Here is a 13,838-nt window from a genome sequence, read left to right as displayed (position 1 = left end):
CTTAAGTAGTATTAAAAGTACAAGATTAAGTTATACTTTTCAATCTTCATTTTGATGAATTTAATGGAATGTCCAAAAATCATTTTTTGGTGGGGGAGCTTCGAATGTTTTAAATTCTTTCATGGCTGAATCTTGATAGCTTAATTTCCATGCATGGAGGCAAATAGCTAAGGGAAGGTATTCTTCTTCTGAGCCGTATTTTTTATCGCCAACGATAGGCAATCCTAAATGTGCTAACTGCACTCTTATTTGATGAAATCGACCTGTTTTTGGTTTTATTTCTAAGAGGTACCCAAAATTGTTTTGACCTATGACGGTATAGGAAAGCGTGGATTCTAAACTGTCTTTTGATTTTGTTTGGACCACCTCTGATCTTTTTTCTAAGTTATTTTTTATCAAGAAATTCACTAGGTTAGCTTTAGTCTTTGCGGGTTTATTTTTCACAATAGCTAAGTATGTTTTTTGCACTTTTCGACTGCTAAATAAGGTGTTAAATGCTACAAGAATACTTTTTTTCTTCGCAAAAAGAAGTACGCCGCTGGTCACCCTATCTAATCGATGTATTACGCCGACATAGGGCTTTTGTTTATTTTTTAAAATGTGCTGAAACACTTGATCCTCTACGGAGTCATCCTCAAAAGGGCTTTTTTCACTTATAAGTCCGGCTAGTTTATTGACGACTATATAATCGTTATTTTCATACACGACGTCAAGCTTTGGTGGTTGTGTTTTTCTTTTCAAAATTTAAAATTGACAGGCTTAAGTTCGTGAATTGAGATGCTCAGGGATACATCAATTTGGGAACGATTTTAGCTTATTCGTTAGTTTCTGGTAAAGGCGAAATCATAATATGTGCTCTATGTGTTCCAGGATTCATGATCCAGGGATGGTTTGATGCCATTGGCGCTTCGGGCAAACCCGTTGATGCTGCTGTTGCCCAAGGCATATAGACGACGTATCGGAGTTGTGCCTCTTCTACTTTTGAAGTTTCAGGGTCATACATGATTTTTGGACCATAATAGATGTGCAGGGTTAAACCGGTTTCGATTTTAAGTTTCCCTGCTTTCATTTCTTCCTCACGGATATCGAAAACCTCTTGCGCTGTTTTTCCTTCAGCTCTCAAGGCTCTTCCTCTTGCCATAAAGGGTTCTAGATCTTTATGATAACACGCCGCATGAAATCCATCTTTTTTAGGGTCATCGGCAAGAACAATAAATTCATTATCGCCTTCTTTCAGCGTTACAAGTTCACCAGCGCTATTGTAACCAATAACTTTAGCTCCCGACCTACTTTCTTTAGGGGCGGCCATTAATGATGTTGCGATTAATTCAGCCTCAGTAGCGATAACCTTAAATTGTTTTTTGTGATCATCGGTGGTACTGTCTAAAACAATTTCTGTAGAAGCCGATTCTTGGGTTGTAGTTTTACTTTTGTCTGATGAATTACAGGAAATTAAAAGACCTGTAAAAACAAATACTGTAATTAGCTGTTTCATGTTTTATTTATTTTAGGGATTCAATGACTTATTTTAAGCTTACTAGGGGTTTGAGTTGGTTTTTTGGGCGAAATTTATAGCCTATAGGTATTGACTTACAAGATAAGATAAATAAAAAACAAATACGCGCAAACTAGTGAATTGAGCAAAAAACATTTTTCTTAAACGCAGGATAATTTCTATTGTTTAGTCAAGCTAATTACTTTTATACGTATAAATATACCTGTTTCTTTTTAAAAGTGTAGTGTGCTATAGAACACCCAAAGCTAAGACAAACCATAGCCCATAAAAAAGCGCAAACCCTTGGGTTTGCGCTTTATCAGTTATGTATTTTTTGATACTCCTCTGTGGTTTGTTTTGCGCTATTAGTGCGAAACAAAAATCACAAAGTTTTTTACTATCAGGCTAAGATTGTTTTATAAACTGTGCGTCGATAACTAACTTTACTTTATCAGAAACCACAATATTTCCCGCTTCGGTAACAGCATTCCATGTTAAATTAAAGTCCTTTCTATTAATTTCTCCGCGTATTTCAAAACCTGCCTTAGTCTGTCCGTAAGGGTCAACAGCAACACCGTTGAAATCAACATCTAATTCAACAACTTTGGTAATATCTCGTATCGATAAATCGCCAGTTAGTTTTTCACCATTAAAAGATTTAGAAACAAATTTCATTTCTGGAAATTTTTCCGAATTGAAAAAGTCATCAGATTTAAGGTGCGTATCTCGATCTTTATTCTTAGTGTTTATAGACCCTATTTTTGCACTAAATTCAAAGCTTGCACTATTAAAACTTTCATCATTTGTGTGAATAGTCGCATCGAAATTTTCAAAATGACCTGTTACGGTTGAGATCATCATGTGTTTTACTTTAAATGCAATTTCTGAATGAGCATTATCTATTTTCCAATTCATTTTACTTTTTTTAGGGATTAATAATTTATAAAACAAAATAACTTAGAAAAAGAAATATACGCATTGATGTATGGTAAGTAATTACTCTTTGAATTTTTTTAGCGCCAATTCTTTGCGAACCCGACTAAGGCTTTCCGGTGTAATTCCTAGATAAGATGCAATCATTGTTTGTGGAACTCTATTGACAATAGCGGGATACATTTTTAGGAATTCTAAATACCTATCTTCTGCGACAGCACTTAACAAAAGATTAATTCTTTTTTTTAAATGGCGAATGTGGTTGTGAAGCAACCTGTTGTTAAAATCTGTAAATTTTGGAAATCTTTTTGAAAGCAAATCGAAAAAATTTTCATCTAACAAAATAACTTGGCTATTTTCTAAGGCTTGGATGAAATAGGCCGATGGTTGATTAAAGTAGACACTTTCTCTGTCGGTGACAATCCAACGTTCAGGAGCAAATGACAAGATGTGTTCTTTACCTTTTTCATCAATGGCATATTGTCTTAAGAGTCCTTTTTCTACAAAAAATGAATGCTTGCAATCTTCGTTTATTCGTAATAAAAACTCCTCTTTTTTTACTGTTTTGAGTACACAATGTTCAATCAATGATAAAATTTCAATTTCATCAATATCCATGGTTGAGGTTAAAAATGCCTTAAAATTAGAATGATTCATGGATACTTTTGTTGAGTTTTAAAATCGTGTTCTAGGGATTTGGATTGAAATTCAGAACTAATTCCGTACTAAAAAACCAAACCTCACTAAAGACGAGCAGAAAGTCAGTAAAAATTAGCTTGCCGCAGCTACTATTTTTGATGTATTAATTTTATACTAGTCTTCAGCTTCAGTTACCAGAAAGGTATCATAAGCTTCAATAGTTTCAATAATTAATCGCACAGCTTCAAGGTAAAAATCTTTAGTACTATTTTCATAGGTGTCTGTTGGCTTGTGATAATCTTTATGGTCATCTACGCCAAAATAAATATACGGAATTTGTCTTTTGTGAAATACGCGGTGGTCAGATTGAAAAGTCCAATCAGAAACCCCATTTTCATTTGGATTATCATGACCAAAAAGCAGGTTTATGTTGGTGGCTTTTAAATTATCTAAGGGTTGTTTTAATTGTGGATAATGGTACAAGCCAGAAGCATAAAGTTGTAAAGAATCATTATGTGCAATCATATCCATATTAATATTCAGAGCAATACTTTCTATAGGAAATGGAAAATTATTGAGTAAGTATTCAGCTCCTAAAGACCCAATTTCTTCAGCATCTACTGCAGCAAAAATCAAAGTATGCTGAGGAATTTTATTTTTAAAATAATCGGCTATGCTAAGTAATGCTGCCGCTCCAGAAGCATTATCATCGGCACCGTTATAAATTTGGCCGTCTCTTATGCCTAAATGGTCTAAATGTCCTGTAATTACAATTGATTTTTTACTTTTTCCCTGAATCATGGTAACCACATTGCCACCTATTACGGTGGTATCTGGCACATTGCTAAAGTCTTCTAATGCATTAGGAATAGGATACAGCCTTTGCCTTAAAGCTCCTGTAAAGGTATAAGGGTATTTTTGAATACTTCCAGAAGCGAAGGCTGGTTTTATTCCAAGAGCATCAAATTGTTCTGCGATGAATCTTTGTGATTTATAATTCCCTTCAGTACCAAAAAATCTGCCTTGCATCGAGTCGTGCGATAGTACCCTTAAGTTGTAAAGTAACATTTCCTTATCTATAGCGATACTTTTTTTGGAAGAATTGTTTTTACAGCCTACGACTAGGGTTAAAAAAGCAATAATGTACATGTAATTTTTCATCATTTTTGTAGTATCTAATTGGGGCGAGACTTCTAGCAAATTTGCAGTTTGACACAGACAGCAATGCGATGAGTCAGGCTTAATGGTATTGGTTTAAGTGCTTGGTATGGGGGCCAAATTTTTTTAATTTTTATAGTCCTAAATATACGGAAACCTTTGAATTAAATACCAAGCCTGTGACGATTAAAAGCGTTTTAGGGCAGGGGACTTTAGCCATGAACAATAGGGAGGTAGCAAATGTAAGGAATTGACTTTAGGGTTTAAAGCGCCCATTTTTTTCTATTTTCTAGCTAAGGTTTTATTCTGCTTGCTCATATGATTCTTTTAGCCATTTTTTTAATTCGTTATCGATCTCACTAAGCTTAGATAATTTTACCCTGTGCGTACACATGGTGCCAAATGGTCCTGAATTTTCAAGTCGGTCGGTAGTAGGTTTGTCATTTAATTTTAGCCCTAAATCAATTCGGGTTTTGGTGGCAGGTTGTATTAAGGCAAATTGTCGCTTTCTGATAATACTTACGCTTGTCTTTTTTGGGGTAATGGTAATGTCAGTACCGAAGGATTTCACCACTTTTAATAGGCCCTCGTATATCGGAACTAAATTCTCCTTCCCAGCATATTGATTTTCAACAAGGTCGCTAGGTGTTGTTTGCTCCTCTTTAGACAAGGTAACGATGGTATTTGCGAACCCGTGCGTGACTTGATGCTCTTTTTTAAGAAAGTTTACAGCTTCTGAATGCTTTTTAAAAGACTTAGTCTTTAGTATTTTTTTCCATTCGTTCAAAGACTTGCCTGTTTTTTCAGGCATATTGTCAATCATTGTTTGTAGTGCTTTTTCCATAATTTAATAAGTAATTGAGGGTTTACCCGTTTCAAGGTATGAAATAAGATTGCGATAGGATTGTTCATTACCTTTTATAAAAAACTGCAGTAAGGATTTATATTTTTCGTTGTTTTTGTAACCAATTCCTAAAGAGGTCACTTTTGTTTTTGAAATGCCCAATGCTTCAAAAAAGAAGTCCTATAATTGTTGATTCGCCCTCTGTGTTAGCGTATTTATTGTAGTTAGGTTGAGTACTAAGATAGCAAAAAGAAATAGGCTTAGGAAAATTTAGCAGATTTTCCCTAACGCGCTTTACACAGCGCTTTGAAATTCATTGTACAAGACTCGAAGGTACATGTCCTAAAATTTAATATAAAAAATAAAAGCTCAAAGAATCAGGGTAATGAATCTATGAGCTTAGAATATTGGCCTTCTGAATTTACGAAGAAAAGAATTGTTTTTACCTCAGTTCTTCGCTTGCGCCAAGTAAGGTATAATTTTAGGTGTCTTTAATCAAGCGGTAATTGAATTGAAAATGTGGATCCTTTGTTCAGACCTTCACTTCTCGCCATTAAGGTGCCTGAATGTTTATTAATAAATCTTCTTGTGATAAACAAGCCCATTCCTTGGCTTGACTCACCTTGAGTTCCTAAACGAGAATGTTCTGTAAACGGTTTAAAAAGAGCTTCTGATACTTCTTTTTTAAACCCTAAACCTTGGTCAATAATAGCGATGTTTATTTCCGATTTGGTTTTTTCGGCATTGATCCAAATTTGTCCATTGGTATGAGAAAATTTAATCGCATTGTTGATTAAATTAAGGAATACTTGCCTGAATGCAGTTTCATTTCCGCGTAGGATTAATGCGGAATCACAATTGAATTCTAATTTAATTTTCTTTTGATCCAAAGCCACTTTTTGAGTACTAAGTACTTCGGTTATAATTTTCTTTAAATCTAATGCTACTTTTTCTAATTTTCCTTGAGTTTTAGATTCATTTCTTAAATTAGATAATGTGCTTTCCATTAAAGCCAATTGCTGTTCGGCTAATGATTTAATATTAGCCATCAAAATTTCTCGCTCACTAGCGCTTTCTTCTTCCTTTAATAAATCGATTAACATGATTATTCCCGCACAAGGATTTCTAAGATCATGAGATAAAATTGCGATGGTTTGTTGTTTAGAATCAATAAGGTTGTCAAAGACTTCTATAGAAAATTGTAGGTCTTTTAGAAGCTCCCCTACCTCATCTTTGAAATAGATAGGTAAAGCGGGAAGCTCTTGATTTTCTAAATACACCTTAAGTGAATTTCTTGCAAGCTTAATGGGTTCCAGAAGTTTATTAAGTATAAATAGAGTAATAGCAGTCGCTCCCAAAGTAAAAATTAAGGTAAAAATCAATATTATTGTTGGGGATAAAACGCCTTCATTATAGGTGAGAAATATAATTAATCCTATCAATGGAATATGAATCCCTAAGAAAGCAATCGCCAAAAATTTAGTGGAATACTTTTTAAGAAAGCTAATTTTAGAAAGATTGGAATAAAGTTTCATAGGTATATGTGGATTCTAATTTTTGCTAACGGTTTTGTAAAGAAAAAGTTGTGTCATAGTGCGCGAAAGTTCGCAATTATTTGTGGAAAATAGAAAGTCCGAGAGGACTTTGGTAAGTAGGCTATACCTAAGACTAAATTATATATCGTATTGGCAGTAGTGTTTTTCGCACGCTTATCTTTTGTTACTCTGTAGATTTTCAATTGCCTTGATTATTTTTTCCGCTTTTTGGTCCTCTGTTGCCGTAGTCCAGATTTCGTTAAGAATTTCAGTCTGCTCTATTTTGTTCAACTGTTTAAATATCCACAAAACCTGTGCGTCTTTAAAACACTCCAAAATTTCAGAACTGTCATTTTTTTCGGTTTGATTTTCGAGATATAAAGTTACAATTACAGTATCACCGCCATCTTTGTTTATTGCTTTTCTAATTTCAGAATTTATAGACATTTTTTTGTCTGAATTTTTTACTGGCCCTAAATTCTTATTTTTTATTTCATAAGCATCTATTGTTCCCGAAACTTTTAAATCGCCCCATTTCCCTTTAATATCTTTTGTATTTGGAATTATCAATTGATACGTCCAAGCCCCATTTCCTGGAATATATTGAAGCGTTAATTCTTCATTCTCGATAATGTAATTCATACGTTTTTCATTCTTTGAATGGTCCATAAACTTCAATTTAATCGCTAGTTTACATGACTGCTTATAATGGTATATAGCACCTAAAAATTTTAGAAGTTACAAAAAGGAAGATACATCAAAATTATACGATACGCTCCGCATACACCAAGTAGTATCGTGGCGTAAATTTCCGAAGTAAAGGGCGAAATCCTATTTTGTTGACAGGGTTTGTAAATTTTGTGCGGTCGATAATCTTCCATCCTGCTTTTTCTAAAAGCCAATCGAATTGCCAATCTTCAAACTCGTGATAATGCCGATCCCAAGCATCGGTTTTACTTTGGTAGGCGGGGGAAAACCACAGGCGTAATGGAATACTAGCCACTAATTTATCTGCTTTAATTTCTCGCAATACGTTAAGTGGTGCAAGTAAATGTTCAAAAATTTCGAAGGCAGTGACCACCTTGGCGTTTGAGGCAGTAACACTTGAAAAATCAAAATCTAAATCTTCACCATGTGTGTTGGCCACCTTGTAGTGGTGAGCAACCATTATTTTTGTAAAGGGATTCTCCACCCCTAAATCTAAAATAGACTCGCTAGTTGCTATGTGCTTTTGAAGAAAGGTTAAGGTATGCTTAAAACGCGTATTCGGAAACGTATTTTCGTACATGTAAATAAAAAAAATTAGTACCTGTAAATAATCGCGTTGATGTTCATTCCTGCACCAACACTTGCAAAGATAACAACATCTCCTTTAGTGACGCTATGAGGGGCTAATTTTCCTTTTTTAACCATGTCAAAAAGGGTAGGGATCGTGGCTACGGAACTATTCCCGTTTTCTTTTATGTTCATAGGCATAATACCTTCAGGCATCGCCATACCGTAAGCTTTGTAAAATCGTTTTACGATGGCTTCATCCATTTTTTCATTGGCTTGATGAATGAATATTTTTTTGACATCGCTAATGGCAAGTCCACTGTCGTCTAAACACTCTTTCATGGCTTTGGGCACATTAATGACCGCAAATTCATAGATTTTACGACCGTGCATTTTTATAAACTTTGTACCGCTAGTATCTTTTTGAGCGTATGATTTTCCAAAGAATAGAAAATTGGCTTCTTCAAAAGCATAGGTGGCAGAAGCATGGGCTAAAATTTCACCATTGGCGTCCGAAGCTTCAATAATGGTAGCCCCAGCACCGTCAGAATAAATCATAGAATCGCGATCGTATTGGTCCACTACTCGAGAAAGGGTTTCAGCGCCAATTACTAAACATTTCTTAGCCATACCACTTTTGATAAAGGCATACGCCTGTATCACCCCTTCAATCCACCCTGGGCAGCCAAAAAGAATATCATAGGCAACGCATTTAGGATTTTTAATTTTTAAATGATGTTTTACACGTGTTGCTAAACTGGGTAAGGTATCTCCTTGCGACTCACCGTGATTCACATCGCCAAAATTATGAGCAAAAATAATATAGTCTAAAGTTTCTTTATCGATACGGGCATCTGCAATCGCCTTTTCGGCCGCAAAAAAAGCCATATCGGAAGTATTTAAAGTATCAGGTGCATACCGGCGCTCTTCGATACCTGTAATGGCCTTAAACTTTTCTATGATTACCTCGTTTTCATGGGCAAAGGGAGTACCATCCTCATTTAAAAATTCGTGATGATTAAACGCTGAATTTTTAGTCAAAACAGCGGGGATGTATGAGCCTGTTCCAGTAATTCCGATTTTCATTGCTTTGGTATTGTGATAAGGTAGGGCAAGATATTAAAAATTGAGATAACTATTATGCATGCATAGCAAATAACATGATGTTCAAGGGTCGTTTAAGATGAAATTAGCGCAAGAAAAAGCCCCTTCATGATGGTAAAGGGGCTTGTGTCTATTGATTTTATTAGCTTCTTAAGCTTCCATGTACGCTTCGATAGGTGCGCAGGTGCAAATTAAATTACGATCCCCATACGCATCATCCACACGACGAACCGTTGGCCAAAATTTATTTTCAGAAACAAAGGCTAATGGAAAAGCAGCTTTTTCTCTAGAGTATGGAAAATCCCAAGCATCGCTGGTCACCATTTTTAAGGTGTGTGGTGCGTTTTTTAAGACATTATCAGCATCCGCTTCTGAAGCTTCGTTAATTTCTTTACGAATACTAATCATGGCATCACAAAAGCGATCTAATTCTGACAAGCCTTCACTTTCTGTAGGCTCAATCATCACCGTTCCGGCCACAGGGAAAGATACTGTTGGTGCGTGAAAACCATAATCCATTAAGCGTTTTGCAATGTCAGTAACTTCGATGCCATTTTGTTTAAATGGTCGGCAATCGATAATCATTTCGTGTGCAGCTCTACCTTTTTCTCCGGTGTATAAAACTTCAAAATTGCCGCTCAATCTGTGTTTGATATAATTGGCGTTTAAAATAGCAATTTCAGTAGAGTGTCTCAGTCCAAATTCACCTAACATTTTTATGTAGGCATATGAAATTAAACATACTAATGAGCTACCCCAGGGAGCAGCAGAAATAGCCGTAATGGCTTGATCACCACCGGTTTTTATAATTGGATTTCCAGGTAAAAATGGCACCAGTTGTTCTGCCACACAGATAGGGCCAACTCCTGGGCCACCACCACCATGTGGAATAGCAAAGGTTTTGTGTAAATTTAAGTGACATACATCAGCGCCAATCGTTGCAGGATTCGTTAGTCCTACTTGGGCATTCATATTGGCACCATCCATATACACTTGTCCACCGTTATCGTGAATTAATTGGGTAATGTGTTTTATTGATGATTCAAAAACACCGTGAGTAGAAGGGTAGGTAACCATTAAAGCCGCTAAATTATCGGAGTGCTTGGCTACTTTTTCTTCTAAGTCAGCAACATCAATATTTCCTTTTTCATCTGTTTTGGTGACAACAACTTGCATCCCAGCCATAACAGCTGAAGCAGGGTTAGTACCGTGTGCAGAAGCAGGAATAATACAGATATTTCTATGTGAGTCGTTTCTAGATTCATGGTAGGCTCGGATCACCATTAAACCGGCGTATTCCCCTTGAGCTCCAGAATTGGGTTGCAATGATGTTCCTGCAAAACCAGTAATTTCGTTTAAATCTTTCTCTAATTCAGCAAGCATAATTTGATAGCCCTCGGCTTGTTCCACAGGAACAAATGGGTGTATGTTGCTCCATTGCGCAGAACCCAAAGGCAACATTTCTGTAGCTGCATTTAATTTCATGGTACAGGAACCTAAAGAAATCATCGAGTGGTTTAACGCTAGATCTTTATTCTCTAATCTTTTGATATAACGCATCATTTGTGTTTCAGAATGATACGAGTTAAAAACTGCGTTTTCTAAGAAAGCTGTGGTGCGCGCTAACTTCGAAGGAATCGCAGTAGTCGCTGTTAAGCTGTCTATATGAATACTATCTTTTCCTAAGGCTTTTGCAAAGACGTTGATAATATCCTGTAAATCTTTTAGCGATGTAGCTTCGTTTAGCGAAATAGAAATACTATTATCCTCGCTGTATAAAAAGTTTATTTCGTGTTGCTCTGCAATTGGTTTTACCAAGCTAGCGTCTGCTTTTACAGTAATCGTGTCAAAGTAAGAGGTGTTTACTTGGTATAGCCCTAACTTTTCTAAAGCATCAGTCAGTGTTGCTGCTGAAGCATGCACTTTACTGGCGATATATTTTAATCCTTTAGGCCCGTGGTAAACGGCATACATACTCGCCATAACAGCTAATAAAACCTGAGCCGTGCAAATGTTTGATGTTGCTTTGTCACGTTTAATATGTTGCTCTCTGGTTTGTAAGGCCATACGTAGTGCAGGGTTACCATCAGTATCAATAGTACGACCAATGATACGTCCAGGAATACTTCTTTTGTATTCTTCTTTTGTGGCAAAAAATGCCGCATGAGGGCCACCATAGCCTAATGGAATTCCGAAACGTTGCGTTGTACCTACGACCACATCAACCCCTAATTCACCTGGCGCTTGTAAAAGTACCAAGCTTAAAATATCAGCAGCAACCGCTACTTTAATATCATTTTCTTTGGCTTTAGTCACAAAGCCTTGATAATCGTGAATTTGACCTTGTTTTCCGGGATACTGTAAAATAGCGCCGTAATAATCACTGCTAAAATCAAAGGTTTCGTGATTGCCAATAACCAATTCAATCTCTAAGGGAACGGCTCTTGTTTCTAAAAGCGATTTGGTTTGCGGTAATAACTCCTCAGAAACAAAGAATTTTTTTACGTTATTTTTCTTTTGATCTCTGCTTCTCACTTCGAAAAGCATGGTCATGGCTTCGGCAGCAGCTGTACTTTCATCTAAAAGTGATGCATTTGCCAACTCCATACCTGTTAAGTCGCAGATCATGGTTTGAAAATTCAACAAAGCTTCTAAGCGACCTTGTGCAATTTCAGCTTGGTAAGGCGTGTAGGCCGTATACCATCCTGGATTTTCAAAAATATTTCTCTTGATCACCGAAGGGGTAATACTTTCGTGATATCCTAAGCCAATGTAGGTAGAAAAAACTTTATTTTTTTCTGAAAGCTGTTGAATGTGTTCTAAGAATTCATTTTCGCTCATGGCTGCTTCCAGCTTCAGCGGATTCTTTAAACGAATATCAGTAGGAATAGTTTCGTAAATTAATTGTTCTAGATTTTCAACGCCCACTTTTTCTAACATGTGTTGAAGGTCTTCTTCTCTGATGCCAATATGGCGTGATGCAAACACGTCTGTCCTCATGAAACAAATTTTTTTTTGGATGAATTTGAAGCTGCAAAAATAAGAATTAATTTGCTCAAAAAAGACCTTTTAAGAATTGTATAACTAAAGTTTTGAACCAAAAGCAGCGGTTATAAACAGTTTCGTTATTTTTGTTTAATGAAGCTTTTAAAACAGTTTTTCAATTTTTATATTGATGCTAGTATCCACGTAGCTTTAGCGGTAGTTTCTTTGTTGTACGCTACCGATGTTTTGTTAAACATTTCGATAGATATACATTTAAATTTTTTTGTTTTTTTTGGCACGATCACTGCCTATAATTTTATAAAATATGGAGTAGAGGCTAAAAAGTATGTTTTAGTCGCTACACCTTATCATAAATATATTCAAATATTCAGTATTTTTTGTGCGCTAATTGCCCTATATCATCTTAGTTTTTTAGATAAAAGCAGTTGGTATTTTTTACTTGGAATACTGGTCTTAACGGGCTTATATGCCATTCCTGTTTTGCCGCATACCAAAAACCTTAGAAACCTAGGCGGATTAAAAATTTTTATTGTAGCCTTAGTTTGGGCAGGAACCACGGTTATTTTTCCCGCTATAAAAGAGGGCATAGCCATTTCTTGGGATGTGATGATAGAAACCGTACAGCGTTTTTTGGTGGTGCTTATTTTATTAGTTCCTTTTGAAATTAGAGATTTAGCCTACGATGTACCTGAATTAAAAACGTTGCCACAGCGTTTCGGGGTGACCCGTACAAAAATTTATGCCTCGTTTGGAGTGCTTCTATTCTACGTCTTAACTTTTTTGAAGGATAGTTTTTTGATGGTTGATATACTCGGAAAAGGTATTCTTTTTTTAGTTTTGGGGTTCACTATGTATCGTACAAAACCAAAACAATCACGTTATTTCTCCTCTTTTTGGGTTGAGGCGATCCCTATTTTTTGGCTTGGGATATTGTTATGGCTACAGTATTTTTTTTAATTTGTTTTTTTTAGGTTTTCTTTCATACTCATTTTATCAGCGTTTGATAAGGCTTGAAGATTTGCTTTATCGCATAGGCTCGATAATTTGGTGTTTTTTTTAGTGTATTTAGAACATCTTTTACACATAAGCACATGAAATTTAAGCTGTAACTTTTCAAGTAAAGTAGCTTCGTGATACTGGGCTTTGTTGCATATGATAGCAACTTTTTCGCAAGAATTCATAGGTTAAACCAATTTTTATTAAGGCATTCCATAAGTGTTGTTCTAGACCTATGGATCATTACCCAAAGATTAGACGGATTGATACTTAATTCATTACAAATATCTTCGGTACTTATCCCTTGGATGGTTTTCATGGTAAAGACCAAAGCTTGTTTTTTAGGGAGTTTGGTAATACAGTCTTGAATAGCGATGCCTAATTCTTCATTTTCAATGCTGTCGTTTTCTAATAAACTATAGGGGTCTGCTACCTTTTCTTCTAGCCAATCGCCTTGGGCATCGGTTTGGGTGCTGTAGTTCATACGCACTTCAGCTTTGCCTTTATTAGAATTTATTTTACGATAGTGATCAATCACCTTGCGCTTTAAAATAGCGATAAGCCAAGTGCGTTCCGCGGCATCACCCTTAAAATTTTTAGCAGACTTTAGCCCTGCAATAAAGGTGTCTTGTACCAAATCTTTAGCAATTTCAGCATCGCTTACGCGCGAAACAGCATAATTAAAAAGGTAATCTGCATATTGATCAACCCAAGTTTCAGGATGCAAAGTGTTCGTAACCATGGTTATTTTTAGTATCTTCAAAGGTATCTAATTTTTTTCTGATGAAATAGTATTATTTTTAGACATGTTTTTAATTTCAACCTAAACCATATATGCAACACCGGATAGTTT

The 13,838-nt window shown here is 35.8% G+C and carries 13 protein-coding genes; 1 reads left to right on the top strand and 12 read right to left on the bottom strand.

Annotation, left to right across the window (positions count from 1 at the left end; translation table 11 throughout):
- Nucleotides 1–60: 60 nt before the first annotated feature.
- From GQ45_RS07395 to gcvP, 11 genes are all read right to left on the bottom strand, one after another.
- A complete protein-coding gene (locus GQ45_RS07395; protein WP_047416376.1) occupies nt 61–741 on the bottom strand; it encodes an RluA family pseudouridine synthase in 681 nt (226 codons plus the stop codon).
- Between the two features lie 73 nt (nt 742–814).
- Nucleotides 815–1,495 (bottom strand): hypothetical protein, encoded by a 681-nt coding sequence (locus GQ45_RS07390; RefSeq protein ID WP_047416374.1) that lies wholly within the window; start codon nt 1,493–1,495, stop codon nt 815–817.
- Nucleotides 1,496–1,900: 405 nt separating this feature from the next.
- Entirely contained in the window at nt 1,901–2,410 is a 510-nt protein-coding gene (locus GQ45_RS07385) for a YceI family protein (protein ID WP_047416372.1), read from the bottom strand.
- Nucleotides 2,411–2,491: 81 nt separating this feature from the next.
- Entirely contained in the window at nt 2,492–3,085 is a 594-nt protein-coding gene (locus tag GQ45_RS07380) for a Crp/Fnr family transcriptional regulator (RefSeq protein ID WP_047416370.1), read from the bottom strand.
- Nucleotides 3,086–3,241: 156 nt separating this feature from the next.
- Nucleotides 3,242–4,231, bottom strand: coding sequence for a M28 family peptidase (locus GQ45_RS07375; RefSeq protein ID WP_052188152.1), 990 nt, complete (start codon nt 4,229–4,231; stop codon nt 3,242–3,244).
- Nucleotides 4,232–4,526: 295 nt separating this feature from the next.
- Nucleotides 4,527–5,069: a DUF4287 domain-containing protein gene (locus GQ45_RS07370; protein ID WP_047416368.1), complete on the bottom strand. Its 543-nt coding sequence runs from the start codon at nt 5,067–5,069 to the stop codon at nt 4,527–4,529.
- A gap of 491 nt (nt 5,070–5,560) precedes the next feature.
- The gene (locus tag GQ45_RS07365) at nt 5,561–6,604 is read right to left on the bottom strand and encodes a HAMP domain-containing sensor histidine kinase (protein ID WP_047416366.1); all 1,044 of its coding nucleotides are present in this window, start codon (nt 6,602–6,604) and stop codon (nt 5,561–5,563) included.
- Nucleotides 6,605–6,778: 174 nt separating this feature from the next.
- On the bottom strand, nt 6,779–7,273 hold the full coding sequence (locus GQ45_RS07360; RefSeq protein WP_231555168.1) for a DUF1905 domain-containing protein: 495 nt from the start codon (nt 7,271–7,273) through the stop codon (nt 6,779–6,781).
- A 94-nt stretch (nt 7,274–7,367) separates the two neighbouring features.
- Nucleotides 7,368–7,892, bottom strand: coding sequence for a methyltransferase (locus GQ45_RS07355; RefSeq protein WP_047416364.1), 525 nt, complete (start codon nt 7,890–7,892; stop codon nt 7,368–7,370).
- 14 nt (nt 7,893–7,906) lie between these two features.
- Nucleotides 7,907–8,965: a 3-oxoacyl-ACP synthase III family protein gene (locus tag GQ45_RS07350; RefSeq protein WP_047416363.1), complete on the bottom strand. Its 1,059-nt coding sequence runs from the start codon at nt 8,963–8,965 to the stop codon at nt 7,907–7,909.
- 168 nt (nt 8,966–9,133) lie between these two features.
- Nucleotides 9,134–11,983: an aminomethyl-transferring glycine dehydrogenase gene (gene gcvP, locus GQ45_RS07345; protein WP_047416361.1), complete on the bottom strand. Its 2,850-nt coding sequence runs from the start codon at nt 11,981–11,983 to the stop codon at nt 9,134–9,136.
- 138 nt (nt 11,984–12,121) lie between these two features.
- On the opposite strand from gcvP, the gene GQ45_RS07340 reads away from it, so the two are divergent.
- Nucleotides 12,122–12,946: a hypothetical protein gene (locus GQ45_RS07340; protein WP_047416359.1), complete on the top strand. Its 825-nt coding sequence runs from the start codon at nt 12,122–12,124 to the stop codon at nt 12,944–12,946.
- Nucleotides 12,947–13,166: 220 nt separating this feature from the next.
- Here the strand turns inward: GQ45_RS07340 and GQ45_RS07330 are convergent, their stop codons facing one another.
- Nucleotides 13,167–13,727 (bottom strand): sigma-70 family RNA polymerase sigma factor, encoded by a 561-nt coding sequence (locus GQ45_RS07330; RefSeq protein WP_047416355.1) that lies wholly within the window; start codon nt 13,725–13,727, stop codon nt 13,167–13,169.
- Nucleotides 13,728–13,838: the final 111 nt, after the last annotated feature.

Source organism: Cellulophaga sp. Hel_I_12, assembly GCF_000799565.1.
Classification (GTDB): domain Bacteria; phylum Bacteroidota; class Bacteroidia; order Flavobacteriales; family Flavobacteriaceae; genus Cellulophaga.
The sequence above is the reverse complement of the archived record's forward strand: the minus strand, read 5'-3'. Positions and strand labels throughout refer to the sequence as shown.